The organism is Erythrobacter aurantius (genome assembly GCF_023823125.1).
GTDB lineage: Bacteria > Pseudomonadota > Alphaproteobacteria > Sphingomonadales > Sphingomonadaceae > Erythrobacter > Erythrobacter aurantius.
On record NZ_CP090949.1, the window covers coordinates 793,462 to 819,951 of the forward strand.

The following is a 26,490-nucleotide window of genomic DNA, read 5'->3' on the forward strand; positions in this document are numbered from 1 at the left end:
ATGGCTTCGCGGGCATCAGTCGCCGATCCGACGCAGTCGGGTGAAGGTGGTGTCGGCGCCATCCCCGCGCCGATCATCGTCAAGAAAGTCGTCGTCACGGGCGGCGACGGCCACCACGGCGGTGCGTGGAAAGTGGCCTATGCCGATTTCGTGACCGCGATGATGGCGTTCTTCCTGCTGCTGTGGCTGCTGGGCGCGACAGAGGAAACCCAGCGCAAGGGGATCGCCGACTATTTCTCGCCCACTCTGGTAAAGACCCGGCAGGAAAGCTCGGGCTCTGATGGCCTGCTGGGCGGATCGTCGCTGACCGACGTTGACAACTATCCGCATGCCATGGGGCAGACGGGCACTCAGTCCATCACCATCCCGCGCGGCGCGCAGGGCGGCCCGGTCGAAGGTGGCGGAGAGGGCGATGCTACCAATCGCCTTCGCAAATCGATCGAGGAGCAGTTGTCCGAAAAGCGCGAGATTTCGCGGCTGGTGCGTCAGGTGCGGGTGATGCGCGCGCCTGACGGTGTGCGGATTGATCTTGTCGACGATGCCGATTTTTCGATGTTCGCGCTTGGCACCACGGTCTTGACCGAGGATGCGCGCGCATTGCTTGAAGTGATCGGCGATACTCTCGCCCAAGAGCGCAACCCGCTGATCCTGCGTGGCCATACCGATTCCCTGCCATGGCGTTCGGGCGTGCAGGTCAACAACTGGTCGCTTTCCGCAGGACGAGCCGAGGCAACCCGCCAGCAACTGATCCTGAGCGGTCTGCCCGCCGCTCGTTTTGCCAGGATCGAGGGCGTGGCTGACACCGAGCCCCTGATCGCAAGCGATAGGACAGATCCCCGGAACCGGCGGATATCGCTGCTGCTGCTGAACCAGCAAACCAGGCCGGTGAGAAGCGCCGCGCGTGCCGAGCGACGATGACACCCTGGGTACGCGAAGAATGAGCCTCGGTGACGATAGCCAGATCAGATTCGGGGTGGTGCGAACCAAGCAAAAACCTGCGGGGGCACGCAAATGTTGCCGAGGGAGACTCTCACCCCGGCAACATCGCGCAACCCGCAGGTGAGAACCATTGTTATCCTCTTCCTCAGACCGTATTCAGGGGTACTTTCAAAGGGGATTCGAGGCGAGTGAAAGAAATTTCATATTGAGATTTATTGTTCTCAATCGAAGCCGGTCGAACCCGCCGGAATTCGCGCCAATTTCATTCCTGGATGGCTGATAGATATCCGACCATCGCGTTGAAGGACTCTTCCTCGAGTTCAAGCATCACGCGCCGATTGTCTTCGGGGTCTTTCCATCTGCGCACCAGACCCGAAGCGACGAGATTGCCGACGTGACGGAATGCCGTTGAAAATGGCACCTGAGTGGCCGCGCAGGCGCTGGATACCGGAATCGGTGTGCCTTGCAGTTTCGCTAGGGTCAGTTCGAGCATTATGTCCCACATCGGGTCCGAAAAGAGCTCGGCGTCAAGGAAATCCATTCTGCGGCGCCGCAGCTTGATGATATTGCGCACAAAATCCGTCATGGTCTGGCCGCGGGTCGAAGGCGAGACTGCCGGATTTTTCTTCTTGTTAGCGGCTTCTCGCAGTGTGGCGAGCTGCCACGAGCCCAGCATCTGTGCCCGCCGCATCGAGGCGCGGCGCAGAGCCGATGCCAGATCGCCTCTTCCGACGGGTTTTGCCAGAAAATCAACGGCGTTGTGACGCATCGCCTCAACCGCGGTATCCAAAGAACCGAAGCCGGTGATCATCAGGGCAACGATCGGCCGGGAAGAGGAATAACGGGCGGCCAATTCGGATAGCAGGCCCAGGCCATCCATTTCCGGCATCTGGAAATCGGTGATGATGATCCCGATCGACTGATCTTCCCCGATAATTTTCAGTGCGTCGGGAGCGTTTCCGGCTGCATGAAACGAATAACCGAGGTGATCGATCATTTCGCAATATTCTTGAAGGCAAGCTGGATCGTCATCGATGACAAGAACCGTGCTTGTCATGATGGCCAGATCCATCGATTCAGCCCCCCGTTGCTGAAAGTCATCCATCCCGATTTGTGTTCCTACGACATTTATCGCCGAAAAGCGCCCCTATCCGAGCCATATCGATGCGCTTGGGCATCGACAGGGAATATACCTTCAAAATGAGAATGATTCGATTTTGCATTGGCAAGTTCGTGGTTGATATCTCATTACCCTGATCTTTCAGGAACTTTTTGCGGGCTTTCGGCTTTGGAGCTTGGCGTTGTTTGAGGCGTTGTTTGAGGCATTGTTTGATGATTGAAAACAATCGGCGGTTGCACGATTTGAGACAGCCATTGAATGTCATCAGACTGGCAGCCGGGAACATGAGCATCCGTATCCAGCGCGAGGCAGATTTGCCAAGCCGGGAATACTACGCGTCGAAGCTGGACCTGATCGAAACCCAGGTGGAAATGCTGGCCGCATTGCTGGACGAAATTGCAGGCGGCGACGCAAACGACCGATGATTTTGCGCTGATTTATGTTTAGGGATCCGTGGCGATGTACGGGATGATCCATTGCGCTGTGCGCGAAATGTTTGTCGAGCAGCTCGGCGCTACCGAATGGGCGGCGCTTGAACGCGCGGCGAAGATTACCGCTGCCGATCAAATCAGCTTCAACGTTTACGATGATGCTCTGACGATGCGGATACTGGAGGAAGCGGCCGCTCGCCTCGGCCTCGACATGCAGGATTGTCTGGAGGAGTTCGGCCGATACTGGATCGTTTTCGCCGGGAAGGGGTCGTTCAAGTTGATGATGGAATTCACCGGCGATGACATCGTGACTTTCATGTCGAACCTCGATCAGATGCACAGATCGGTGGTTCGCACCCTCACGAAAGCGCAAATGCCGTCGTTTCAGGTGCTGGAAAAAGGCGAAGGCTATTTCACGGTTCTCTACCTCTCGGAACGCAACGGCTTGGGCGCATTTGTGACCGGATTGATGAAAGGTCTGCTGGATCACTTCAATCAGGTTGGGGACGTGAAGCTGATCAAGGATGGCCCGGTTGGGCTTGAATACAAGATCTGGCACCGGGACGGACCGTAAATCATGCGGTTCGCGTTGGATTCCGAAGATCTAGGACGGTTGTTTCCAAGTCATATCCTTGTCGACAAGCACCTGAATATAATAGACTTTGGAGCGTCGATCTGGAAGAGGCTGCCGGATCTGACCAAGGGTGATCATCTTGAAGATCACTTCATCGTTTCCAACCCTGAACTCTTGAATGCCCTACCGGTCATATCGGCCAATATGCCAAGCATTCAATTGCGATCCAGATCACGCCCCCTCACGATGACCGGAGTCATCATCGAATCCGATGGAACATATCTGCTGGCGCTGAATCCCAGCCCCATTCCGGACCCGACAGAACTGACCGGCCTGCGCATGTCGGATCTATCTCCGACCGATCCTTCGCTCGACAACATCCTGCTGATCAAGATGCAGGATGCCATGATCGCCGAAGCGAAGGAAATGGCCGCCAAATTGACCGCCGAGCGGCAGAAAAGCGATGCGTTGCTGCAGCAAGTCAGCAGGATATCGGGGTGCCTGGCTCATGACTTCAACAACCATCTGTCCATCATCAAGCTCAACGCACAAAGGCTTGCACAGGAAGCCAGCAACAACCGCCAAATTGCCACAATTGCGGAAATTCTGATGGAGACCACCACCAGAAGTTCGGCAATCGCATCCTCGCTGGTCACCCTTTCCTCCTCGCAGAACGACAAGCGGCGCGAATTCGTGGCGGACGAAATTCTGCAGGCCTCGTTGCCTTACCTCAAGTCTTTGACGAGCGACGGGATTGAGCTGATCCTTGACCTCGATGCGTCGGGAGTGAAGGTGAAGCTTGGCCAGGCCGGTTTTCTCAACTGCCTGACCAATCTCATCCTCAATTCATGTGACGCGATCCTGGGTGAAGGTCGGATCGAAATTTCGACCTATCAATCGGTGAACTGGCTGGTGGTCGAAGTGTCAGACAATGGGATGGGATTGGGTGAAGCCGCGATGGCGCAGGCATTCGAACCCTATTTCTCGACCAAGGAGAAAGGAACCGGCCTGGGACTTGCTTCTGTTCAGGACTTCATGACCAACCATGGCGGGACGGTCGAGCTGTTACCAAACCCGGTATCGGGAGCGCTGGCGCGCCTGAAGTTCCCGATCATCCAAGATCTCGAAAGCGACGCAGATATGTCGCCGCTTGCCGAGGCAGGATTGCCTATCGGGCCTTCAGAGCAACCTCGAATCCTTGTCGTTGACGACGAGCAATACGCGCTTGAAGCCCTGGTCGAACTGCTTGAGCAGGAAGGCTACCATGTCGCCGGCGCATCCAGCCCGCGCGAAGGCATAGGTCTCGTTCAAGAATACAATGAAGCCGATTGCCCGTTCGACGCATTGCTGACCGACGTGATCATGCCCAAAGGCAATGGCATCATACTGGCCCACGCAGCCCGGGCGATGTCCCCGGATATCAAAGTAATAGTGATGAGCGGAATGGGGCCAGAAGAGGCAATGCCTGACTGGCCATTCCTGCAAAAACCGCTCAGACTGGAACTCGTAACCGAAACCCTCAGCAGAGTATTGGGGCCTCGATAGACGCTAGGCCGCAATCCCCGCGGCAACCGCGAGTCTGACCGCTTCCGGCGAGCTCGAAACACCCAGTTTCGAAATCATGATCTTGCGGTGCAGTTCGACGGTGCGGGGGCTGATGCCGTATTCCTGCGCGATCTGCTTGTTCGACATTCCATGCGACACGCATTTGAGAACCTGCACCTGCCGGAAACTGAGTTCGCGCACCAGACGCTTGGCTCGCGCCGACCGGCTCAATTCGTGCCCGGACTGCGCGATGATGCTTTCCAGTTGGGCAAGACGCCCCGCCACCGAATCTTTCTCTCCCGGGAACGCAAAGCAATCGAGTGCACCATTGCGCACCGCATTAACGACCTGAAGCGTCAGAAACTCCTCGGAATACACCGCGAACGGGAACCATTCACCAATGTCTTCGAGCCGACGCGCGAATTCCGGAACAATATCTCCCTTGTCATGTATCAAGACAATACTTGGAGAGTAACAGTAGGAGAAAAAGTCGTCCAACGACTCAATTGGCTCGGAGTAATATCCAAGTGAAGCCAGGAACCGATACATCTCCGTGCGCGAAGAGGCGTCGGGATCGATGAGAAGGATTTTGCTTTTCGTGTCCATGCATGTTGGATAACCCAGTATTTCCCCCTACCAAAGCGCGTCAGCTTCCAAAATGAAAGCGTTCCGAGACATTGCGGAATCTAGCCAGGTGCCCGGATCCGGGCCGCTCATAGGGGAAATCCGCCCTAGTATTTGCCGTTAGTCCGGTAAGTCCGATCATTCCCAAACTGGAAGCGAATGGGAAAACGCAATCCATGCCATCGGCAAATTTCAAAGGCATTTGGGCTGCAAGCCTGGGTGGCGCGGGGCCATGATGCCGTTCTGAAGCGGCTATCGGATGCACGAAGAAAACAAACAAAAAGCCCGGAGCGCGAGGCTCCGGGCTTCTGCTGAACCCGGCGGAGGCCGGGCCGGGAGGCGAGGTTTAGCGCAGCAGCGACAGGACGTTCTGCTGCGACTGGTTGGCCTGGGCGAGCATCGCGGTCGATGCCTGGCCAAGGATCTGAGCCTTGGCGAGCGCGGTCGTCTCGGCCGAATAGTCGGCATCTTCGATCCGCGAGCGAGCGTCGGCGAGGTTGGTCGAAGTCGTGGTCAGGTTGTTGATCGCGGCTTCGAGGCGGTTCTGGCCCGCACCCAGCGACGAACGCGCCGTGTTCACATCCGAAAGCGCGGCATCGACGTTGGTGATCGCGGTTGCGGCGTTGGCAACCGAGGAAACATCGAGAGCGGCTGCATCAATATTGGTGCCGTCGATCGCGGTGCTGGTCAGGGTAACACTGCGGCCCGCGTCGATCTGGATGTCAACCGTCACATCGGTGCCGGCAGTGGTGCTGAACAGCGTCACACCGTTGAAGGTGGTGTTGCTGAGGATGTCGTCGATCTGAGCGGCAAGCTCGGTAACTTCGGTATCGAGGAAACCGCGGTCTTCCGCATCGAGCGTGCCGTTCTGCGACTGCACGGCCAGTTCGCGGACACGCTGAAGCATGTTGGTGACTTCCTGCAGCGCGCCTTCAGCGGTCTGGGCCAGCGCGATGCCGTCATTGGCGTTACGCACACCCTGATTCAGCGCACGTATGTCGCTGGTGAAGCCGGTGGCGATCGAAAGGCCGGCGGCATCGTCGGCGGCGCTGTTGATGCGGCTGCCGGTGGAAAGGCGTTCCATAGCGGCGCCGAGCATTTCATTGGCACGCGAGCTTGCATTGGCAGCGCGCAGAGCGGAGATATTGGTGTTAATCACGGACATAGGTCTAACTCCCGTAGGTCTTGAGCAAGTGGTCAACAGAAGCGACCAGAGCCGCACCTGCTGACCCTAAGAGCGACCATCCGCCGGGATGTTTAAGGCCCAAGGCAGGACCGCATCCGCCGCCATCGCGTCACATACGCACAAACCCTAAGTGAAAGTGCGGGTACTTAAATTTGCCATATCTTGTCCGCACGGGCGGCAATTTCTTTCCACCAGGAAACAACAGGTGGATCATGAGGGCAGCAGGGACCGCAAAAAATTTCTCGCAGGACGACGGCAAACCGAACCAGCGAGGTCTGACTGGCGCGCGAAAATCGCATTCCGCGCTGCTTGATCCGACATTGCCGCTGCTGGCGCAAAGCTGGCAACAGAACCGGCTGGAGCTGGGCGATCACGGCAATTTCGCGCCGCGCGAGGGGGATCTGGCAGCAGACAGCGTCGCGCTGAACCTCGTTCACGCCGAAAATCCAGCCATCACCCAGACTGGTGCTGCGCGTTTGACACTGGCCTATTCGATGCCGTCGCTCAATCAGGCGCGGGCTGCTCTGATTGCTTGTGCAGCAAAAGAAGGTGCGCCGATTGCGGCTGATCGCCAGAGCCTTGCTTTGTTAACACTGGCGGAGCGGATTGCCGCGAGCAACATTCCTGTCCTGCTCGAAGGGCCGACCGGCACCGGCAAGGAAGTTATCGCCCGCTTCGTCCATTCCATGAGCGCGCGCCGCAACGGGCCGTTTGTCGCGGTCAATTGCGCGGCCATGCCGGAAGCCATGCTGGAGGCATTGCTATTCGGCCATCGCAAGGGCGCCTTCACTGGCGCGGGCGAAGCGAGCGAAGGCCTGTTCCGCGCTGCGCATCGGGGGACTTTGCTGCTCGACGAGATCGGCGAACTGCCGCTTTCCCTGCAAGCCAAGCTGCTGCGCACCCTGCAAGAGGGCGAGGTGTTGCCACTTGGGGCTACCAGCCCGGTGAAGGTCGACGTGCGGATCATCGCCGCGACCAACCGGACGCTTGCGCGCGAAGTCGAAGCGGGGAGGTTCCGCGAGGACCTGATGTACCGCCTCAACGTCTTTCCCATGGCGCTTTCCGCCCTGCGCGAACGGCGCGGGGATATCGCCCCGCTCGCTTTCGGAATGCTGCTGCGACACGCGGCCAAGCCGGGAATGCCGTGCTGGATTTCGGGGCAGGCGATCGCTCTGCTCGAAACGCACGCCTGGCCGGGCAATGTCCGCGAACTCGAAAATGTCATTCGCCGTGCGATCCTGCTTGCGGGCAAGGAGCATTGCATCGGCTCCGAACACATCGTGTTCGATCAACCGGTGCGCTCGCTCGATACAGAGCCGCGTTACACCACCACTCCGACCCCCGCAGGTGCCGCATCGGGATCGCTTTCCGACGTGGCGTTCCAGTCCGAGGCGCAAGCAATCCTGTCGGCGCTCGATGCGAATGACGGGCACCGCGGGCGGACCGCGCGCAGCCTCGGCATTTCCGAACGTACGCTGCGATATCGCCTCGCCTCGATGCGCGAATGCGGTCTGATGGCCGCCGGGGGTGAGGCATGAACACGATCAGTCCGATGCGCGGCATTCACGAAGTGATGGCGCTGCGCCACGAAGTGCTCTCCAAGAGCAGGGCGCTGCAGGAAGTGCGCGCCACCGGGGATGCGCCTGAAATCAAGGGCGCTCGTCCGGCGGCTGGCTTTGCCGATGCGCTTACCGGCGCGCTGCAGAATGTCAGCGCGGTCCAGCAAAGGTCTTCCGACATGCAGGCCGCCTATGAACGCGGCGAGGTGACCGACATCGCGCAGGTGATGCTGGCCCGGCAGGAAGCCGGGGTGGCGTTCGAGGCCACGCTGCAAGTGCGCAACAAATTGCTGTCCGCTTACCAGGACATCATGCGGATGGGGAGCTGATAGGTGGCCGAAGCAGATGCAAACATGCCGGTGCCCACGGGCACTGCGGTTCCGATCGGATCGTTCCCGGCGCAGGGTGATTGGCGCGCGCGGGTGGCGGACTTCACAGCACAGCCGGCCTTTCGCCGCGCGCTTCCCGCGCTTGTCGGTGTCGGGACGGTCGCGCTGGTCGCCGCGCTCTACCTCTCGATCGCGCAGGGTCCGCAGCGCACCCTTTATGCGAGCCTGAACGACAGCGAGCGCGCGAAGGTGGTAGAGGCGCTGGAACGCGGCAATATCTCTTACACGATCGACAATGGCACCGGCGCGGTGACCGTGGCGGAAGACGATGTCTATCGCGCGCGGATGCTGGTCGCCAGCGATGCCGGACTTGCCGCTCCCCAAGGCGCGAGCGAGATGCTCGACGCGATCCCGCTGGGTTCCAGCCGCACGCTCGAAGGCGAGCGGTTGCGGCTGGCGCGTGAGCGCGAACTGATGCTAACGATCCGCGAGATCGACGGGATCGAAAGCGTGCGCGTGCATCTGGCGACGCCCGAACGTTCGGTCTTCGTGCGCCAGAACAGCGCGCCCAGCGCCAGCGTGATGGTGCGCCTCGTCAGCGGGCGCAGTCTTAGCCAGCAACAGGTCGAGGCGATCGTGAACCTGGTGTCGGGATCGGTTCCCGGAATGACACCGGATTCGGTCCGCGTGGTCGACCAGAACGGGCGGCTACTGTCGGCGGAAGCGGACAACACGCTCGACGCGCTGACGCTGCAGCGGGAATTCGAGGCCAAGCTGCGCGAACAACTCACAACACTGCTCATGCCGCTGCTGGGGGAAGGCAATTTCTCCAGTGAGGTGCAAGTCGTGCTTGATCAGGCCGAAGTGACATCCGCGCGCGAAAGCTATGATCAGGAAGGCGTCGTCCGCAGCGAAAGCGAGCGTTCCGCCACAAGGCTGGCCGCTGGCGGGACGGGCGGCATACCCGGCGTGACGGCCAATACGCCGCCTGCCGATGCGCAGCTTGTCGATGGTGCTCCCGATCCGCAGGGCCAAGCGGCCGGCGCAGAGGGCGGTCAGCCGACCGACAGCGAAAGCGCGGTGCAGCGCAATTACGAACTGGGCCGCGAAGTCGCCGTGACCAGCACAAGGGCGGGCGGCCTCGTCAAGCTCTCGGTCGCGGTCGCCGTAAGCGATGCCGCGCTCGAAGCGGCGAAGCCGCTGACCGCCGAGGAACTGGAAAACCTTGTCAGCGCCGCAGTTGGCGCGGATCCTGCGCGCGGCGATCAGGTGCAGGTTGTTGTCAGCGCATTCGAAAGCCGTGAACTGCCTGAGTTGGCGTTCTACGAGCAAGGCTGGTTCGCCACCGCTCTGCGCTATGCCACGGCCTTGCTGGCTGTCCTGCTGGTACTGCTTCTGGCGGTCCGCCCGTTGATAAAGCGGATGCGCGATCCCGCGGCCAAGCCTGACGAGGATGCTTCGGAGGCAAATTCACTTGCGTCAGGCCAGATTCGGATCGGCATCGCGGCCGATATTGCCGAGGATGCACAGGCAGCGGACTTCCCCAAGAAGATCGAACTCGCCCGGCAACTTGCCGCAACCCAGCCCGATCGCGCGGTGGAGGCGCTCCAGCGCATGCTTGAAACTCCGCAGGAGGCGAAATCGCAATGACGAGCATGGATCAGATCGAAGTTGGCGATGGCGAAGAGGCCGGCTCGGCAGCGCCCAGGCCGTTGCTGAGCCGGATCGACCGCGCGGCGGTGTTCCTGATGTTGCTGAGCGACGATGAAGCCGCAGCCCTGCTTTCGCGGATGGACCCGGTCGAAGTCGAGATGATCGGCGCGGCGATGTGTGAGCTCGGCGAAATCGACCGCGCGGCCATGACCGAGGCGCTGGAGGATTTCGTCGCCGAAAGCACGCGCGAGGTGCTGGCCCGGCAGGATCGCGGTGCTCAGGTGCGCGCCTTGCTTGAACGCTCTATCGGCCCGGCCAAGACACAAAGCATGATGCTGCGGATCGAGCCGGAGCCCAAGGTGCGCGGGATTGAAATTGCCCGCTGGCTGGCTCCGCCGGTGCTGCTCAAGCTGGTGGAGGAAGAACACCCGCAGGTGATCGCCGCGCTGCTGCTGATGCTGGAGCCCGAACCCGCAGCCGAAGTGCTGTCTGGCTTGCCGACCAGTGTTCAGCCGCTGGTGGTCGAACGCATCGCCCGGATCGGGCCGGTTTCCCAGCAGGCAATCGACATGATCGAAAGCCTGTTGTCGCAGAAGATCGGCGCGAGCTTCGGCATCAGCACGCTCACAATCGGCGGCCCGCGCGAGGCGGCGAACCTTATCAACCTGGCCTCAGGGGACATGCGCGGGACCGTTCTGCCCGCGATTGCCCAGCGCGACGGCGCACTGGCCGAACGTATCGAAGAAGAAATGTTCACTTTCGAAATGCTGTTCGATCTCGATCGTCAGGCGATGGAGCGGCTGCTGCGCGATGTTGAAACGGAAAATCTGGTCGATGCGCTCAAGGGGCTCAAGGAGCCCGAACGCGCGCCGTTCTTCGCCGCCATGTCGAGCCGTGCGGCCGATGGCATTCGCGACGAGATCGACCTGCGCGGCCGCCTTGCCCGCAGCGAAGTGCTCGCGGCACAGCGCAAGATCGTCGAGGTCGCGCGTGCATTGGCCGATCAGGGCGAGATCATAATGGGGGCGGACGATGGCGAGTTCGTCTGATTGGGTGTCGGCGCTTGCCGAAATGGAACCCGTCGCCGGGCCGGCTGCGCCGAACTGGATCGAAGCGTTGGGAGCAGGACACAGCTTCGTTGCCGGATTTCCGGCCAGGGACAAGCCGAAAGAGCCGAGACGGCCCGATGCCCAAGTGCCTGCACCAGCACCCGATGCACCCGATCCTGTGGCGGAAGCCTTCGCCCGAGGCGAGGCGAGCGGACACGCTGCGGCGGCAGCCGAGTATCGCGCGGAGCAGGAGAAGCAGCGCGGCCTGAGGCTGAATTTCAGGGCGCTTGATCAGGCTGCGATGGACAGTCTTGCCTCCGAGTTATCGAACACCGTGATCGCGCTGTGCGAAGCGGCCATTGCCGGGTTCACTCCCGATCCTCAGAGCCTTTCGCAGCGGTGCCATGAAGCGGCGCGGCGCATCGGCAGCGCGGCTGCGGAATGCGCGCTCCATTTGCATCCCCAAGACATCGAATTGCTTGCCCCTGAAACGCGGGAACACTGGCGCATCGTGCCTGACCCTGGCGTTGAACGCGGTGGCCTGCGGTTCGAAGGCGACGAGGGCGCGATCAGCGACGGTCCGGCAGATTGGCGCCGTGCCATTGCCGCGGCGATCCGGGGCTGAGTGGCGGCAATGCTGGCGGAGCTCCAGATTGAGCTGGCGCGGATGCGCAGTGCGGTGGTGGCCACTGGTCCCGTCCCAAGCGGGCGCGTGGTCGCCTGCGAAGGCGGGTTGATCGAGGTATCGGGCCTTGCCTTGCCGATCGGGTCGCTTGGCGCGATCGAGGATGAGACAGGGCATGAGGCGCTGGCCGAAGTCATCGGCTTTCGCAGCGGCCATTCACTGATGATGCTGTTGGGCGACACGCAATTGCTGCGCCCGCGTGCCAAGGTGCGCGCAGTCGGCTCTCCTGGTTCCGTCCGGGTGGGCGCAGCGCTGCTGGGGCGAGCAGTCGATGGTCTGGGCAATCCGATCGACGGCGGCCCGCCGCTCGACCTTGCCCAACGCTGGCCGCTGGGCGGTTCGCGCGAAGGGGCGCTGGAACGCGCGCCAGTGCGCGAGCCGTTCGATTGCGGTGTACGCGCGATCAATGCGCTGGCGACGATGGGTATCGGACAAAGGCTGGGCGTAATCGCCGGATCGGGCGTCGGCAAATCGGTGTTGATCGACACGATAGCAGGCCATGCGGTCGCTGATGTGACGGTGGTTGCACTGATCGGCGAGCGCGCCCGCGAGGTTTCCGATTTTGTCGCTCGCCATATGGTCGGCGCGAGGCGCGGGCGGATGGTGGTGGTCGCGGTGCCAGCCGATCATGCCCCCAATCTGCGGCTGCGCGCCGCGCAATATGCCTGCGCTATTTCCGAACATTTCCGCAGCCAGGGCAAGCGGGTGCTGCTGATTCTCGACAGCCTGACCCGCGTTGCCCATGCCGCGCGCGAGCTGGCATTGCTGCTGGGCGAACCGGGCGCGGCGCGAGGATATCCGCCGTCCGCGCTTGCCGCTGTCACCCGGCTGGTGGAGCGGGCCGGCAATTCCACGCGTTCGGGCGGGGCGGTGACAGGTCTCTACACTGTGCTGGCCGATGGCGACGACACCTCCGATCCCGTTGTCGACACCGCGCGCGCAATCCTCGACGGGCATATCGTCCTCTCGCGCGATCTCGCGCAGCGGGGGCACTATCCCGCGATTGACATACCCGCCTCGCTAAGCCGGGTGATGACCGATGTCACCGGCCCGGAAATTGGCGAGGCGGCCCGCCGCTTGCGGGCGCTGATTGCCGCGCGCGAAGACAATCGCGACCTTGTGATGATGGGTGCCTATCGCGCCGGCACTGACAAGGTGCTCGACACAGCGTTGGCGCACTCCGGGCAGATCGACGGCTTCCTGCAACAGCCACGCGGAGAACCAGTGTCGTTGGTGGAAAGCTATGCCCAATTGCGCGAGCTTGGCGCCGGTCTAGGAGCGTCCTCATGACAAAGGTGCAACGCCGCGTAGCGCTTGCCCGTCGTCAGGTGACCCTTGCCAGGGTGCGCCGCCGTGAAGCGCTCGCTTCGCTGGCGGATGCGTTGAGCGAGGAGAACCGCAGCGCCGCACTCGCCCGCAAGAGCGGGGAGCTGCTCGACGCCTATGCCCGCCGCAATCAGGCAATGACGGGCGACGCTCTGCGGCTCGATGCCAGCTTTGCGCGATCGCTCCATGACATCGCGCAACAGGCAGAGGCCGCGCGCACTGATGCCAGCCAACAGGCGCAATGGCAGCTCGATGCGCTGGCCGCAGCCGAGACGCGTCTCAACCGTACCGAGGAGCGGCTCGATCTGGCGCGCAAGGATGCGGAGGCGCTGCGCCAGTCCCGCGAGCAACACGCCGCGCTCTTGGCACGCAAGCTGCAGAGCAAATCGCGCAAGCCCGCCGGTTCGTGACCGGCCCGAAATCCGAGGAAGAGAGAATTGCTGCCGATCCTGCCTGAAATTTCGCTTCGTTCCACCCCAGTCACGCCCGATACGGAACGTGCGAACCCTTCTGCTGCAGGCGGATTTTCCAATATTTTACAAGGATTTGATGGGTCGGACTTGCCTGCTTTGGAATACGGGCAGCCAGCGGTGTCACTCCAAGGGACCTGCGACATCTCCTCGCCCGCGAACGGGCCGTTTCATTTCTCGCGGCCTCTGGATTTGCAAGTAAGCGGCAGTGTCTTGCCGCCCACCGACGCTGCGGTGCCGGACGATGGCAATGTTTTGCCGTTGGCGGGGCCTCCGCCCATGACGCAGGCGGTCGTCTCCGCTAATCATGCCGATCAGCCTGCCGATACTGATACCCACGCATCGGACGAGGACGAAAATCCGCTGGAGCAGGGGCGGGAAGATGTTGAGGCGCGAGCAGCCCATCTGGCTGTCGGCGAACAGGTCCCGATCGCGGCCAAGGCCTTCGATCCTGCTCGTGCGGCCCCCGCCATGGCTGCAAGAGTTGCTCCGCTCAAATTGCCAGACGGCGTGAGAATGGCTGGCCCCGTGCCGGTCCGTGAGGCGATGCTGGTGCCAGTCGCGCAGGAGCGCGAGCCTCAGCGCGTTAACCCGGTTCAAGCGAACTCCGAATACCCGATCACCTCGCTTGGACCAGTCTTGCAGACGGTTTCCCCCGGCTCGAATGAAGCGGGGGAAGCGGGCCTTTCTTCCAGCGCGAGTAGCGCGCTAGTCGCGTCGTCTTCTCCATCGGCCAACCCTTCGACGCACGCCGTATCCGCTGCGGTTGCCGAGCCTGCAGCAGCGCTTGCCCTCAACCATTCTCCCGCCGCTCCCTCGGCTGCGCCCCCTGTTCAGGGCGTTGTGGCCGAGCCGCGCGCGATGGCCGCGCTCGAAACCGCCATCGAACATCTGGCGGAGGCACGGGAAGCCGGCCGCGCCGCACGTTCGCAAGTAACGCTCAGCCATCAGGAGTTCGGCGCCATCTCGCTCAGGATCGACGCCAGCGGCAATGATCTGCGCGCCACACTGGCGAGCCGCGACCCCGGTTTCGTCCCCGCGATCCAGGCCGCACTGGCCGAACGGGGCATCAGTGCCAGCGGCGAAGCGGCCTCCACGCAATCGCAACGCGGGAGCGATCAGTCGCCTGGCCATCAGGGCAATCAGGGCCAATCGCAACAGGGCAACACCAACTCCGGCGGAATGGCCGACCTTCGATACGCGTTTTCCTCAGGGTCGGGCAACGCATCGAATTTACCATACCGGGACCAAAACGGGGCCAGCAAAGAGGAACAGTCTGATCCGGCCGGGTTGCGCGCAGGCGACGATCCGGAAAGCGGAAGTGCGCAGGGCGGGCTTTTCGCCTGAACGCGAGACGGCCGAACAGGAGTTTGAACGATCATGGCCAAGAAGGCTGACACCACTGAACCAGCGGAAAAGCCCAAGGGTGGCATGCTGAAGCTGGTGCTCGGCGCTGTGCTGCTGCTGGGGGCAGGTGCAGGCGGGGCCTATGGCGCCTTTGCGGCCGGCCTGATCGGCGGACATGAGGAAAGCGGCCCTGACGAACCCGAACTGGTGCGCAAGGGTGAGGCCGATCCTTTTGCCCCACCATCCAAGGGCAAGGATGGCGAAGGCGAAGTCGTCTATGGCGACGGCGGCAGCGAATATCGCACCGCTTACTACAGCTTCGAAGACACATTCACTTCCAACCTCGCGGATTCTCCGGCGCTGATCCAGGTCGACTTGGCGGTTTCCACCCGCCGCGACGGGCGGGTGCTGGCTTGGGTCAAGAACCACGAACTGGCAATCCGATCCGCGATTCTGGTGGAGCTTGCCGCTACGCCCGAAGCCGATGTCTATGACGTCGAAGGCAAGGAAGAGCTGTCCGGCCGACTGACCAAGGCGATCAACGAAGTCCTCGAAGAAAACGAAGGGTTCGGCGGGATCGACGCGGTCCACTTCAAGGGTTTCCTCGTCCAATGAACATGGCCGGCGCCTTTCCCCAAAGCTTTGCCGGTGCGCGGCCGGTGGCCCAGCATTGTGCCGAACTGATCTGCACCGCCCAGCCGGATGCGAAGGACCGCATGGACGAGGTTGCGCCCTGGTGCCGCGATCTCGGACTGGAACTGACGCAGGAACTTTCCCAGATGTTTTCGGGCGGAAAGCTGCGTGTCAGCGTTGCGGGTCCGGAACTTGTCTCTGGCGCTGCATGTTTCGATCGGATCGGGCCCATCGCCGCCAACAGCCTGCTGCGATGCGGTCTGGCAGGCGAGAAGGTTCTGCTGTCGATCGATTTTGCGACGGCGCTGGCTTTGACCGACTGTTCCTTTGGCGGGGACGGACAACTGGGCGACGATATTCCGGCTCAACTTCCTGCCTCTGCCGAAATCATGGTGCGCCAGCTTGGCGGCATGATCGCGCAGGCCATTGCGCTTACCAATGGATCGGCGGAGCAGTCACCGGGCGACGTGCTGGTGCGCAGCGATACCGCCTCCCGGCTCAAACCTTTCGCCGCCGAGACTCAGGTCGCGATTTTCACGATTTCGATTGTCATGAACGCCGGGAACCCGTGGGAGCTTTCGCTGGCGTTCGCATTGGACGATCTGCCCGGCCTGCTGCCCGGCAGTACCACTGTCCGTCCGGTCGTGCGCCCGGCCTCCGGGGCCAAGGGAGAGATCAACGGCGCATTTGTCGATTTGCCGCTGCCGGTCGAAGCGGTGCTGAGTGAAATCGACCTTTCGCTGAGCCGCCTTGGACGGCTGAGCCCCGGAGACGAAATTCCGCTCTCGATCCCTCCTGAACTTGCCCTGCGTGTCGGTGACGATGTGCTTGCCTATGGCCGCATCGGCACTGCGGGCAACCGCATGGCGCTGCAACTGACACGGATCGAAGGGCGTTCGCATGCTGAAGCTGGTCGCCAAACGACGAAAGAGAAATCCAGATGAACATTATGAGCCCTGCCTTTCATCGCTTGGGTGATGTCACAGTGCGGCTTTCGGTCGAACTGGGACGCACGGACATGCCGCTCAAGGACGTTCTTGCCCTTGGCGAAGGTAGCGTCGTGCCGCTCAATCGGCTGACGGACGAATTGCTTGATGTGACCGCCAATGGCCGTGTTGTCGCGCGGGGTGAAGTCGTGGCGCAGAACGGACGGTTTGCCTTGCGCATCGTCAGTCTGATTGGGGCCGAAGAAGACGATGGGATGATGGCCGGTTCGCCATCGGAGCCGCAGCCATGATGGTTGAATATTTCCTGCGGCTGGCACTGCTGTTGCCGCTGCTGGCCCTGCTGATCTGGGGCAGCTTGAAGCTGACGCGCTATCTCCAGACCCGGATTGTCGGTGCGCAAGTGCGTTCGGGCGCGCTCGAACTGGTCGAAACCAGCCTGCTCGCGCCGGGCCTGAAACTGGCAGTCGTGCGGTTTCACGATCGCGAGATCCTGTTGGGCTGTTCGCGCAACGGTTTCGTGCGGCTGGGTGAGACCGATAGCCGCACCCGTCCCGCAGAAATCGAGCCGGCCTGATGAAACGGTTCTTCACCCTTTGCGCCGCAATCTCGCTGGCCGCGTTAACCATGTTTGCACTGGCGGAGCCGGCCTATGCCGCTGCACCCGATGCGCCGGGGATCGGGTCTGCGATCGAACGCGCGCTGGGCGATGATGGCGCAGGCGAAGGTGCACCGCTGAGCTTCTCGATCCAGCTGCTGCTGGTGATGAGCCTGCTGACGATCCTGCCCGCGATCGTCCTTATGATGACCAGTTTCCTGCGCATCCTGGTGGTGCTGTCGATCCTGCGCCAAGCGCTGGGATTGCAGGGTTCGCCGCCGACACAGGTTCTGGTCGGCCTTTCGCTGTTCCTGTCGCTGTTCGTCATGGCGCCGACGCTCGACGCGGTGAATGCGGTGGCGATAGAACCCTATTCTGCAGGAACGCTCAGCGCCGATGGTGCGATTGCGGCGGCCGGGCAGGCGTTCCACACCTTCATGATCGGCCAGACGCGCGAAGCGAACCTGATCATGTTTGCCGATATCGCCGAAGTCGGCGGGTTCGATGATCCGGCCGACATCCCGTTCTCGATCCTGCTGCCCGCCTTTGTGACGAGCGAACTCGAAACCGCGTTCCAGATCGGCTTCATGTTGTTCCTGCCGTTTCTGGTGATCGATCTGGTGGTGGCGAGCGTGCTGATGAGCCTTGGCATGATGATGCTGTCGCCGACCATCATATCGCTGCCGTTCAAGCTGCTGCTGTTCGTGCTGGTCGATGGCTGGGCGCTCTTGATGGGCAGCCTCGCGATGAGCTTTGGCTAGGGGAGCGGGGACCATGCAGGAAGATGCGCAACTCCTCGCGTTGGCTGATCAGACCCTTTGGGTGACGGCATTGATCGTCGGCCCCGTGCTGATCGCGGCGCTGGTGGTGGGCCTGATCGTCGGGATTATCCAGGCGGCGACGTCGGTCAACGAACAGACGCTGACCTTCGTGCCCAAGCTGGCGATCACAGCGCTGGTATTCGTGGTGCTGGGCGGCACGATGATGGCGCTGCTTGGCGATTTCATGCGCGAGATATTCGCCCAGATCGCGGGCATCGCGGTCTAGCGGCATGAACTTCCTCGATCCCGGCTTTGGCACGCTGGAGCAGCAATTGTGGCAGGTGCTGTTCCTGTCGATCCGTTGCGGGGCTGCGTTGCTGGCTGCACCTATGGTGGGTGGCATGGCGATCCCGCCGCAATTGCGCGCGCTGCTGGCTTTCGTGTTCGCGGTGTTCGTCGGGACGTGGATGCCACTGCCCGAAGTGCCCGAAATGATGAGCTTTGCAGCCATCCTCGCGGTGGGGCAGGAAGTGGTGATCGGCATGGCGCTGGGCTTCATGCTCCAGATCGCCTTTGCGGTGCCGCTGATCGCAGCCGAGCAGATCGCAGGCACCATGGGTCTTGCCATTGCCACATCGATTGACCCGGCCAGCGGCGCGCAATCGGGCGCGCTCGGCACATATTTCGGCCTGATCCTGACGCTGCTGTTCTATGCCATCGGCGGGCACCTGCTGTGGTTTGAACTGCTGCTTGAAAGCTATCGCATCCTCCCCGCCGGAGCCTTTGCCGCAGGCGAATTGCGCGTGATGGATATCGTCACCTTTGCGGGATACGGCATCGCCACGGCGGCGGCGATTGCGCTGCCGGTGGTGCTGGTGCTGTTGCTGGTGCAGATCGTCACCGGCACGATTTCGCGTTCCGCCCCCGCGCTCAACCTGTTCGCGCTGGGCCTGCCTGCCGGGGTGCTGGCAGGCATCGCCGCGCTGATTATCGTCATGCCGATCGTGGTCGAGCAATTCGTGTCGCTGCTTGAAACGACAATCGAGCAGTCCGCTGCACTGATCGAACCGGCGGGTGCCGCATGAGCGAGGAGACAAGCGGCGAAAAGCGGTTTGACCCGACACCCAAGCGCAAACGCGACGCGGCGTTAAAAGGGGATACGCTGCGTTCCAAGGAGGTGGCGACCGCATCAGCCATGGCAGCCGGCGCGGCCATGATCGCGATGGTGGGGCCGTGGCTGTTCGATGAGATCGCGTCCGTCGCGCGTTCCAGTTTCCGCTTCGACAAGGGCGATCTTGGCAATTTCACTCCCGGCGCGCTGTTTCTTGAAACGGCAGGCGCACTGCTACCGCCGATCTTCGTGATCGGAATCGGGGTGATGGTGATGGCGCTCGCTTCACAACTCTTGCTCGGCGAAGGGCGTTTCGTCCCGCAAAACCTCGCGTTCAAGGGCTCGCGGATCAATCCGCTGTCGGGCCTCAAGCGCATTTTCGGCATTCAGGGTGTGATCGAACTGGGCAAGTCGATCCTCAAGCTCGCGCTGCTTGGAAGCATTGCCGCATGGTGGGTTTCGTCCAACCTCACGCCCTTGCTCGGCCTCGGGCGTGGGTCGCTGGAGGCGCAGCTTGGATTTGCTCTCGATTCCGCAGGTACCTTGATGGCGATGCTGGTGGGCGGGTTGCTGGCAATCGCCATGATCGATTACCCGTTGCAACTGTTCCAGCGCAACAAACGGTTAAAGATGAGCCTGCAAGACCTGCGCGACGAGAACAAGCAGACCGAAGGCTCCCCCGAGGTGAAGATGGCCCGCCGCCAGCGCCAGCGCGATCTCGCGCGGGGCAGCGTCGGCAAGGCGATGAAAGAGGCGCAATTCGTGGTTGTAAACCCGATGCATTTCGCCGTCGCCTTGAAATACGATCCCGCGCTGGCTCCGGCCCCGGTGGTACTCGCCAAGGGTCGCGGAGAAACCGCGCTGGCGATGCGCGAACTGGCGAGCGAGGGAGAACTTCCGGTGCTGCAATATCCGCAGCTTGCCCGTGCGATCTACTTCACCACCCGCCCCAACCAGATGGTGCGCGAGGAATTGTATGTCGCCATCGCCGCTCTGGTTGCTTTCGTGCTGTCGCTGAAGCGCGGAGAGAAGCCGCGCCTGCCGCAGATCGAAGTCCCGCGCGAATTGCGCTTCGATGCCGATGGAAAGCTGGAAAAACCGGCTTAAGCAATTGCCTTGGCGACCGTTCTGGGAGGCATGGAAAACCCAGGCTCATCCATCATCTCCGCGCTTGGCGCCGGTAGCGGCGTCAATTTCATCCAGCTGGCCGACGATCTGTCCGAAGCGACATTTTCGTTCCAGCGCAGCACGCTGCAATCGCGCAATGAAGCGCTGGAGGCGCGCATTTCCTCGGCATCGCTGCTGCGCAACACCATGTCGAGCCTTGCCAGCGCGCTGGGCGACCGGATCCGCAATGGTGATCTTGCCCCCCGGGCCACGATCGGAAACGCATCGGTCGCGCGAGTTTCAACGACACCCGGGATGAGCCCGCGCGGCAGCTACTCGCTTGAAGTGTCGCAGCTGGCAGACAGCCAGACCTTGGTAACCAACAGCTATGCCGGAGCCGGCGATCCCGTCGGCGAAGGCACGCTTCGCATCAGTTTCGGCACGGTCGCGGGCGCGACATTCACCGAGGATGCCGCGCAGGCTGCGCTCGAAATCACCGTGGATGCAAGCGACACATTGCAGACCCTCGCCAGCAAGATCACCTCGCAAAGCGGCGGCGCGCTCAGCGCCTATGTCGCCAATGGCACGGGCGGGGCGCAGCTGGTGATCAAGGGTCAGGAAGGCGCAAACAGCGGCTTTGTGCTCGAAGGGATCAGCGCCGCGGCATCGCCCAGCTCGGTTCCAGGCGATCTGTCCTACCTTTCCTGGCAACCGGCCACCGATACGGGTCAATTGCGCGCAACCGCGCAGGATGCACTGTTCGCCCTCGATACGGTGCAGTTGAGCAGCGCGAGCAACACCGTCACCGGCCTGCCCGAAGGCATGACGCTCAACCTCACCGGCACCAATCCGGGCGCGCCGACGACGATTTCGTTCGACAATGACAACGGAGCCATCACCAGCGTGATGACTGACTTTGTCGCCGCGCTGAATGATCTGGTCACCTTGTTGAACGAGGAAGCAGCGGCGTTTGGCGGGACTCTGGCGAATGATCCGGGAGCGCGCGAATTGCGCCGCGATCTGGGTGCGCTGACAAGCCGGGTGGTGATGCCGGGCGCAGCCGAAGGCGAGCCTTCGACCCTCGCTGATCTGGGCCTTTCGATCACTCGCGACGGCACTTTCCAGCTCGACAGTGCCCGGCTGAATGCGACGCTGGCCGACGCGCCCGACGCGGCGGCTGCGATGTTCACCACCGGCGCCTTTGGCGTGTTCGCCACGATGGACAAGCTGGCGCGGGAAAACACGCTGCGCAGCCTGCCCGGATCGCTGGGCGACTCGCTTGAGCGGTACGAAGACCAGATCGAGCGCAATGATGAACGGCTCGCGAAAATTGCCGAGCAGCAGGAAAGCCTGCGCACCCGGCTGACACGCGATCTGGTGGCGGCGGAGCGCCGGATTTCGGCGTCGCAATCGACCATCACTTTCCTGCAGCAGCAGATTGACGCCTGGAACGGATCGGATCGATGAACGCACTCTTCGCGAATCCCGCCAAGGCTTATCGCAAGATCGAGCTGGACGCCCGGATCGAGGCGTCATCGGGCATTGGCCTGACTGTCATCTGCCTTGAGGAAGCGATTGCCGATCTCGGCCTTGCTCTGCGGGCGCTTGAGCGCGATCGCATCATGCCCCCGGTCGAGCCGCTGTTTCGCGCCCACGGGATCGCGCTCTATCTGGCGCGCACGGTCGATCCGGCGAGTCCGCTCGGCGATGCGATGGTGCAGTTTTACGGCGGATTGGCGGCGACAATCGCCAGCAACATGCGCAGCGCCTCCGCTAGCGAAATCGCACGAGTGCGCGACGATTTTGCCGACATTCTGGCAGCCGCGAAGGCGGGCGGGGCGTCCTAGCCGACCTCGAATTCGGCGATGATCCGCGCCGCGTCTTCCGGGTCTTCGAACGGATGGAAATGGGTGCGGTCGGGCCGGTACTGGTCAACCCCCTTGGGTATGATCCCGGCCAGTTCGGGCCATGTCGGAGAGCTCTTGAAATCGGTGAGATCGGTCTGCTTGGCGCGGACGACCAGCGTGGGAACCTCCACCTTTACGGCGGCATCGTGGATTCCCGCATTGCTGCGGCTGGAGCCATAGACGCTGGCTTCCATTTCGGGCGAACAGGACAGGGTGTAGCTGCCATCATCGAGCCGGGTCAGGCCGTGGCGGCAGTAATCCTCGAACACGCGCGGATCGAACAGGCAATAGGGATCGCGCGGGGCAAATCGTTCGATCATGGCTTCGGGTGAGGCAAAATCGCGCTTGCGCCGGATTGCGGGATGCGGCCGGTCGGCGGTGAACATCGGCTCGGCAAGCTCGTAATATTCCGGCGCGAGTATCACCGGATCGAACAGCACGAGGCGGCTGAAGGCACCGGGCCGCTCCGCCGCGCATTGCACCAGCGTATGCGCTCCCATCGAATGGCCTATGCCGATTGCGCCGCGGATTTCGAGCTGATCGAGAAGCGCGATCACATCGTCCGATACCATGCGCCAGTTGTCGATCGGCTCGCCTTCGCTGCCGCCGTGGCCGCGAAGGTCAAGCGACAGGATCCGGCGGCCCGCGAAGTGTTCGGCGATCGCATCAAAGGTGCGGCCATGAAAGCCGGTAGCATGCGCAAATACCATGGTCGGCGCGTCGTTGCCGGGGGCTGCGGCCCATTCGTGATAAGACAGGGCAATGCCGTTCACGTTGATGCTGCGCGTGACGGGGCCTGCCACTGGCTTGGCTGGATGGTTCATGATCGGGCCCTTGGCGTTCGTTATTCGGCCGGAGTGGCCTCTCTCTGGTCCTCGGCCACCTCATCAGGCAGCGCGGACTTGATCATGAAGTATCCGGCAAAGGCCGCCACTAGCGAACCTGACAGCACGCCCAGCTTGACCGCATCTACCTGCGTCGGATTGACAAAGGCAAGGTTGCCGATGAACAGGCTCATGGTGAAACCAATAGCCGCGAGCATCGAAAGCCCGTGGATCTTGCGCCAGCCCACGCCGTCGGGAAGCTTCGCAAACCCGGCCTTCACCGCGATCCATGCAAATCCGACGATGCCCAATTGCTTGCCGATCAACAGGCCCAGCGCGATGCCGAGCGGCAGCGGAGCGAGCAGGTCTGCGGGTGACAGGCCGATCAGCGTCACGCCCGCATTGGCAAAGCCGAAAATCGGAATGATCACGAATGCCACCCATTTGTGAAGTGCGTGCTCCATGTGTTCGAGTAGGTGGGTTCCGTCGCGCGCCACCATCGGCACCATCATTGCGGCGGTCACCCCGGCCAGCGTCGCGTGAACCCCTGACTTGAGCACGAAAACCCACATCACCACCGTCAGCAGGACATAGGGAATGGTGGAGGCAATCCGCGCCCGCCCGAGTGCAAACAGCAGCGCCAGAACAACGCCGCCGCCGATCAGCATGTCGGTCTTGATTTCGCCGGTGTAGAATAGCGCGATCACGGTGATTGCGCCGATATCGTCGATCACCGCGATGGCCAGCAACAGCGCCTTCATCGCCACCGGCACACGCGGGCCGAGCAACGACAGGATGCCCAGCGCGAAGGCGATGTCGGTTGCCGCCGGGATCGCCCATCCGCCGATGCTTTCGGGCGAATTGATGTTGAAGGCGACGAAGATAAGAGCCGGCAGCGCCATCCCGCCGATAGCCGCAGCCAGCGGCAGCGATGCCTTGTCCCAACTCGACAATTGTCCGTCGATGATCTCGCGCTTCACTTCGAGGCCGATCAGGAAGAAGAAGATCGCCATCAGCCCATCGTTGATCCACAGCAGCAGTGCCTTGTCGATGGCGAAGTCGCCAAACGACACGTTGAGCTTGGTCTCAAGGGTTCCGAAATAGGCTGGTGCAAGCGGGCTGTTGGCAATCAGCAGCGCCAGCGCGGCAGAGGCGATCAGCACGATGCCCCCGGCGCTTTCCTGTTTGAGGAAATCCTTCAAAGCTTCGCTTACACGATCAATCATGGTTCCAGATCCCAGCCAGATTTGCGCATCGGTTTCGGTTTCAACGCGCAAGCTGGGCATAGGTGCCGGAGTCTGTTGCAATTTTTGCCGTCAGAGTTCTCCCCCTTCCTCGCCCGATTGACAATTACCGGGGGCTGGTTGAACGCTTGCAATTGAATACGGGCGCGCAAGGCCCACCTTGGTCGCCAGTCAGGCAACACTTTCGGAGCAGTCATTGAGTCAGGTTCAGCACGCAAACACGCCCGGCAACACAGCCGAACGTGCTGAGTTTCGTCGGCTGATGGGGCTGTTCACGACAGGGGTTTGCGTCGTGTCCGTTGCGAGGCCGGGTGGCGCCATCGCGGCTATGACGGTCAATTCCTTTGTCTCTGTCTCGCTTGATCCGATGCTGGTCTGCTGGAGCCTCCAGAACGGATCGAGCCAGTTCGACATTTATGCCGGTGCGGATCGGTTTGCCGTCAGCATCCTTTCCGAGGGTCAGGGTGATCTCGCGCGGCGCTATGCCGCTCGCGGTGACAGCCAGTTGCGACACGATGATTTCGAATGGAGCGCGGATGGGCTCCCGGTAATCCGCTCTGCGCTCGGGCACATCGAATGCTCGCGCTGGTCACAATACCCGGCGGGCGATCACGTGATGATCCTTGGCGAAGTCACAGGCCTTGCCCCCGCTCATCGCTTCGATGCGGTTCCTGCGCCACTGGGCTTCTTCAATGGTCAATTCTGTTCTATTGATTTGAAATGACCCCCGAAACCCTTCCCGTCGATTCCGACGATACCCGTGAACGCCTGATCGCCGCGGCCACCCGGCAGTTTGCCGAACGCGGCTTCTATGGCGCCAGCATTGCCCAGATCGCGGGTGAAGTGGGCCTGACCAAACAGGCGCTGCTGTATCACTTCAAGCGCAAGGACGAGCTTTACAGCGAGGTAATCCGGCGCATCGCCCAGCGATTGCAAGCGGCCATGGCGGAGCGCGCCAGCGCATCCTATTCGCCCGAACAGCGGTTCGAGGATATGCTTATCGGCTTCTACGAGACGGCGCAGGCCAACCCGCTTGATGCCCGCATCCTGATGCGTGAATTGCTGGACGATCAGCGCCGCGACGCCCCCGAAAAGGAATGGCATATCCGGGCGACGCTGAACCGGATCGTCGACACCCTCAACGAAATTCCCGGGATGGAGCGACTATCATTTGCGCAGAAATTCGCGCGGATATTCACCGCAGTGTCCGCAGTCGAATATTTCACCGGCTCACAGACGGCACTGCGCCGTTTCTACGGTGAAGACGGTCTTGCGGAGATTACGGATGCGTATCCGGACGAACTTCGCCGTCAGCTACGCCGGATCGTGACCGAGCATTGATGATCAAAAGATCACGACGCTGCGGATCGATTCCCCGGCGTGCATCAGGTCGAAGCCCTTGTTGATCTCCTCCAGCGTCAGCGTGTGAGTGATCATCGGATCGATCGCGATCTTTCCGTTCATGTACCAGTCGACAATCTTGGGCACGTCGGTGCGACCCTTTGCCCCGCCGAATGCGGTGCCGCGCCAGTTGCGTCCCGTCACCAGCTGGAACGGCCGGGTTGAAATTTCGCGTCCGGCCTCCGCCACGCCGATGATGATCGAGGTGCCCCAGCCCTTGTGGCAGCATTCCAGTGCATCGCGCATCACCTCGGTGTTGCCGGTGCAGTCGAAGGAATAATCCGCGCCGCCATCGAGCATCTCGACCAGATGCCCGACTATGTCAGCGGTTTCCTTGGGATTGACGAAATCGGTCATGCCGAATTTCTCGCCCCACTCGCGCTTGGCCGGGTTGATGTCGACGCCCACGATACGGTCCGCGCCCGCCATCTTTGCGCCCTGGATCACGTTCAGTCCGATGCCGCCCAGACCGAACACCACGACATTGTCGCCCGGCTGAACCTTGGCGGTGTTGACCACTGCACCCACACCGGTGGTGACGCCGCAGCCGACATAGCAGGCGCTCTGGAACGGAGCATCGGTGCGGATTTTCGCCACGGCGATTTCTGGAAGGACGATGAAGTTCGAAAAGGTCGAACAGCCCATGTAGTGATAGATCGTCTGGCCCTTGTAGCTCATCCGCGATGTGCCGTCGGGCATCAGTCCCTTGCCCTGTGTCGCGCGGATTGCGCTGCACAGGTTGGTCTTGCCCGAAAGGCACATTTTGCACTGGCGGCATTCGGGAGTGTAGAGCGGGATGACGTGATCGTCCGGTGCAACGCTGGTGACGCCTGCGCCCACTTCGCGCACGATCCCGGCGCCTTCGTGGCCCAGCACGCTGGGAAAGATCCCTTCGCTGTCCAGCCCGTCGAGCGTATAGGCATCGGTGTGGCATATGCCGGTCGCCATGATTTCCACCAGCACTTCACCGGGCTTCGGGCCTTCGAGATCAAGCTCGACGATCTCGAGCGGCTTCTTCGCTTCAAAGGCAACGGCGGCGCGGGTTTTCATGGAACGGCTCCGGATTGAAAGGGATTTCGCACGCCGCCTAGCACAGCCGCCAGACACTCCAAAGGCGCGAATG

General features: G+C 61.9%; 30 protein-coding genes. 24 read left to right on the plus strand and 6 right to left on the minus strand.

Annotated elements, in window-relative coordinates:
- Positions 1-918, plus strand: a complete 918-nt coding sequence (locus tag L1K66_RS03995; RefSeq protein ID WP_252259719.1) for a flagellar motor protein MotB — start codon at positions 1-3, stop codon at positions 916-918.
- Positions 919-1,201: 283 nt separating this feature from the next.
- Here the strand turns inward: L1K66_RS03995 and L1K66_RS04000 are convergent, their stop codons facing one another.
- A complete protein-coding gene (locus L1K66_RS04000; RefSeq protein ID WP_252259720.1) occupies positions 1,202-2,044 on the minus strand; it encodes a response regulator in 843 nt (280 codons plus the stop codon).
- A 227-nt stretch (positions 2,045-2,271) separates the two neighbouring features.
- On the opposite strand from L1K66_RS04000, the gene L1K66_RS04005 reads away from it, so the two are divergent.
- The 3 genes from L1K66_RS04005 to L1K66_RS04015 are packed head-to-tail and all read left to right on the plus strand — an operon-like array spanning position 2,272 to position 4,609.
- Positions 2,272-2,484 (plus strand): hypothetical protein, encoded by a 213-nt coding sequence (locus tag L1K66_RS04005; protein WP_252259721.1) that lies wholly within the window; start codon positions 2,272-2,274, stop codon positions 2,482-2,484.
- 34 nt (positions 2,485-2,518) lie between these two features.
- The gene (locus tag L1K66_RS04010) at positions 2,519-3,064 is read left to right on the plus strand and encodes a heme NO-binding domain-containing protein (protein ID WP_252259722.1); all 546 of its coding nucleotides are present in this window, start codon (positions 2,519-2,521) and stop codon (positions 3,062-3,064) included.
- 3 nt (positions 3,065-3,067) lie between these two features.
- Positions 3,068-4,609, plus strand: a complete 1,542-nt coding sequence (locus tag L1K66_RS04015; protein ID WP_252259723.1) for an ATP-binding protein — start codon at positions 3,068-3,070, stop codon at positions 4,607-4,609.
- 3 nt (positions 4,610-4,612) lie between these two features.
- Here the strand turns inward: L1K66_RS04015 and L1K66_RS04020 are convergent, their stop codons facing one another.
- Both L1K66_RS04020 and L1K66_RS04025 read right to left on the minus strand, forming a co-directional pair.
- A complete protein-coding gene (locus L1K66_RS04020) occupies positions 4,613-5,215 on the minus strand; it encodes a response regulator transcription factor (protein WP_252259724.1) in 603 nt (200 codons plus the stop codon).
- A gap of 364 nt (positions 5,216-5,579) precedes the next feature.
- The gene (locus L1K66_RS04025) at positions 5,580-6,398 is read right to left on the minus strand and encodes a flagellin N-terminal helical domain-containing protein (protein ID WP_034956099.1); all 819 of its coding nucleotides are present in this window, start codon (positions 6,396-6,398) and stop codon (positions 5,580-5,582) included.
- Positions 6,399-6,631: 233 nt separating this feature from the next.
- On the opposite strand from L1K66_RS04025, the gene L1K66_RS04030 reads away from it, so the two are divergent.
- The 18 genes from L1K66_RS04030 to L1K66_RS04115 all read left to right on the plus strand — a co-directional run bounded on the left by L1K66_RS04030 (position 6,632) and on the right by L1K66_RS04115 (position 21,838).
- A complete protein-coding gene (locus L1K66_RS04030) occupies positions 6,632-7,957 on the plus strand; it encodes a sigma-54 interaction domain-containing protein (protein WP_084155884.1) in 1,326 nt (441 codons plus the stop codon).
- Positions 7,954-8,307, plus strand: coding sequence for a flagellar hook-basal body complex protein FliE (gene fliE / locus L1K66_RS04035; protein WP_252259725.1), 354 nt, complete (start codon positions 7,954-7,956; stop codon positions 8,305-8,307). The genes L1K66_RS04030 and fliE overlap by 4 nt, the downstream gene beginning before the upstream one ends.
- Before the next feature lie 3 nt (positions 8,308-8,310).
- The gene (gene fliF, locus L1K66_RS04040) at positions 8,311-9,957 is read left to right on the plus strand and encodes a flagellar basal-body MS-ring/collar protein FliF (protein WP_252259726.1); all 1,647 of its coding nucleotides are present in this window, start codon (positions 8,311-8,313) and stop codon (positions 9,955-9,957) included.
- Positions 9,954-11,009: a flagellar motor switch protein FliG gene (locus L1K66_RS04045; protein ID WP_252259727.1), complete on the plus strand. Its 1,056-nt coding sequence runs from the start codon at positions 9,954-9,956 to the stop codon at positions 11,007-11,009. Before fliF ends, L1K66_RS04045 begins: the two co-directional genes overlap by 4 nt.
- On the plus strand, positions 10,993-11,634 hold the full coding sequence (locus L1K66_RS04050) for a FliH/SctL family protein (protein ID WP_252259728.1): 642 nt from the start codon (positions 10,993-10,995) through the stop codon (positions 11,632-11,634). Before L1K66_RS04045 ends, L1K66_RS04050 begins: the two co-directional genes overlap by 17 nt.
- Before the next feature lie 9 nt (positions 11,635-11,643).
- Positions 11,644-12,984, plus strand: coding sequence for a FliI/YscN family ATPase (locus L1K66_RS04055; protein ID WP_407931999.1), 1,341 nt, complete (start codon positions 11,644-11,646; stop codon positions 12,982-12,984).
- The gene (locus tag L1K66_RS04060) at positions 12,981-13,430 is read left to right on the plus strand and encodes a hypothetical protein (RefSeq protein ID WP_252259729.1); all 450 of its coding nucleotides are present in this window, start codon (positions 12,981-12,983) and stop codon (positions 13,428-13,430) included. The genes L1K66_RS04055 and L1K66_RS04060 overlap by 4 nt, the downstream gene beginning before the upstream one ends.
- A 273-nt stretch (positions 13,431-13,703) precedes the next feature.
- Entirely contained in the window at positions 13,704-14,837 is a 1,134-nt protein-coding gene (locus L1K66_RS04065) for a hypothetical protein (protein WP_252259730.1), read from the plus strand.
- 33 nt (positions 14,838-14,870) lie between these two features.
- Entirely contained in the window at positions 14,871-15,452 is a 582-nt protein-coding gene (locus L1K66_RS04070; protein WP_252259731.1) for a flagellar basal body-associated FliL family protein, read from the plus strand.
- On the plus strand, positions 15,449-16,414 hold the full coding sequence (locus L1K66_RS04075; protein WP_252259732.1) for a FliM/FliN family flagellar motor switch protein: 966 nt from the start codon (positions 15,449-15,451) through the stop codon (positions 16,412-16,414). The genes L1K66_RS04070 and L1K66_RS04075 overlap by 4 nt, the downstream gene beginning before the upstream one ends.
- Entirely contained in the window at positions 16,411-16,707 is a 297-nt protein-coding gene (fliN, locus tag L1K66_RS04080) for a flagellar motor switch protein FliN (RefSeq protein ID WP_051700265.1), read from the plus strand. The genes L1K66_RS04075 and fliN overlap by 4 nt, the downstream gene beginning before the upstream one ends.
- Positions 16,704-16,991, plus strand: a complete 288-nt coding sequence (locus L1K66_RS04085; protein WP_252259733.1) for a flagellar biogenesis protein — start codon at positions 16,704-16,706, stop codon at positions 16,989-16,991. The genes fliN and L1K66_RS04085 overlap by 4 nt, the downstream gene beginning before the upstream one ends.
- Positions 16,991-17,773 (plus strand): flagellar type III secretion system pore protein FliP, encoded by a 783-nt coding sequence (gene fliP / locus L1K66_RS04090; RefSeq protein WP_034956087.1) that lies wholly within the window; start codon positions 16,991-16,993, stop codon positions 17,771-17,773. The genes L1K66_RS04085 and fliP overlap by 1 nt, the downstream gene beginning before the upstream one ends.
- Positions 17,774-17,786: 13 nt before the next feature.
- Positions 17,787-18,059, plus strand: coding sequence for a flagellar biosynthesis protein FliQ (fliQ, locus tag L1K66_RS04095; RefSeq protein WP_034956086.1), 273 nt, complete (start codon positions 17,787-17,789; stop codon positions 18,057-18,059).
- 4 nt (positions 18,060-18,063) lie between these two features.
- The gene (locus L1K66_RS04100; protein ID WP_252259734.1) at positions 18,064-18,858 is read left to right on the plus strand and encodes a flagellar biosynthetic protein FliR; all 795 of its coding nucleotides are present in this window, start codon (positions 18,064-18,066) and stop codon (positions 18,856-18,858) included.
- Positions 18,855-19,991 carry an EscU/YscU/HrcU family type III secretion system export apparatus switch protein gene (locus L1K66_RS04105; RefSeq protein ID WP_252259735.1) on the plus strand — a complete coding sequence of 379 codons (1,137 nt, stop codon included), beginning with the start codon at positions 18,855-18,857 and terminating at the stop codon, positions 19,989-19,991. The genes L1K66_RS04100 and L1K66_RS04105 overlap by 4 nt, the downstream gene beginning before the upstream one ends.
- Positions 19,992-20,000: 9 nt before the next feature.
- Positions 20,001-21,458 carry a flagellar filament capping protein FliD gene (fliD, locus tag L1K66_RS04110; protein WP_252259736.1) on the plus strand — a complete coding sequence of 486 codons (1,458 nt, stop codon included), beginning with the start codon at positions 20,001-20,003 and terminating at the stop codon, positions 21,456-21,458.
- Positions 21,455-21,838, plus strand: a complete 384-nt coding sequence (locus L1K66_RS04115) for a hypothetical protein (protein ID WP_252259737.1) — start codon at positions 21,455-21,457, stop codon at positions 21,836-21,838. Before fliD ends, L1K66_RS04115 begins: the two co-directional genes overlap by 4 nt.
- On the opposite strand, the gene L1K66_RS04120 is transcribed toward L1K66_RS04115, so the two are convergent.
- Positions 21,835-22,722, minus strand: coding sequence for an alpha/beta fold hydrolase (locus L1K66_RS04120; RefSeq protein WP_252259738.1), 888 nt, complete (start codon positions 22,720-22,722; stop codon positions 21,835-21,837). The two genes, L1K66_RS04115 and L1K66_RS04120, sit on opposite strands and share 4 nt — an antisense overlap.
- 20 nt (positions 22,723-22,742) lie before the next feature.
- The gene (nhaA, locus tag L1K66_RS04125; RefSeq protein WP_252259739.1) at positions 22,743-23,948 is read right to left on the minus strand and encodes a Na+/H+ antiporter NhaA; all 1,206 of its coding nucleotides are present in this window, start codon (positions 23,946-23,948) and stop codon (positions 22,743-22,745) included.
- Positions 23,949-24,228: 280 nt separating this feature from the next.
- Between nhaA and L1K66_RS04130 the strand changes: the two genes are divergently transcribed.
- A complete protein-coding gene (locus L1K66_RS04130; RefSeq protein ID WP_256471510.1) occupies positions 24,229-24,690 on the plus strand; it encodes a flavin reductase family protein in 462 nt (153 codons plus the stop codon).
- Entirely contained in the window at positions 24,687-25,307 is a 621-nt protein-coding gene (locus L1K66_RS04135; RefSeq protein WP_252259741.1) for a TetR/AcrR family transcriptional regulator, read from the plus strand. Before L1K66_RS04130 ends, L1K66_RS04135 begins: the two co-directional genes overlap by 4 nt.
- A 3-nt stretch (positions 25,308-25,310) precedes the next feature.
- On the opposite strand, the gene L1K66_RS04140 is transcribed toward L1K66_RS04135, so the two are convergent.
- A complete protein-coding gene (locus tag L1K66_RS04140) occupies positions 25,311-26,417 on the minus strand; it encodes an S-(hydroxymethyl)glutathione dehydrogenase/class III alcohol dehydrogenase (protein WP_252259742.1) in 1,107 nt (368 codons plus the stop codon).
- Between the last annotated feature and the right edge of the window lie 73 nt (positions 26,418-26,490).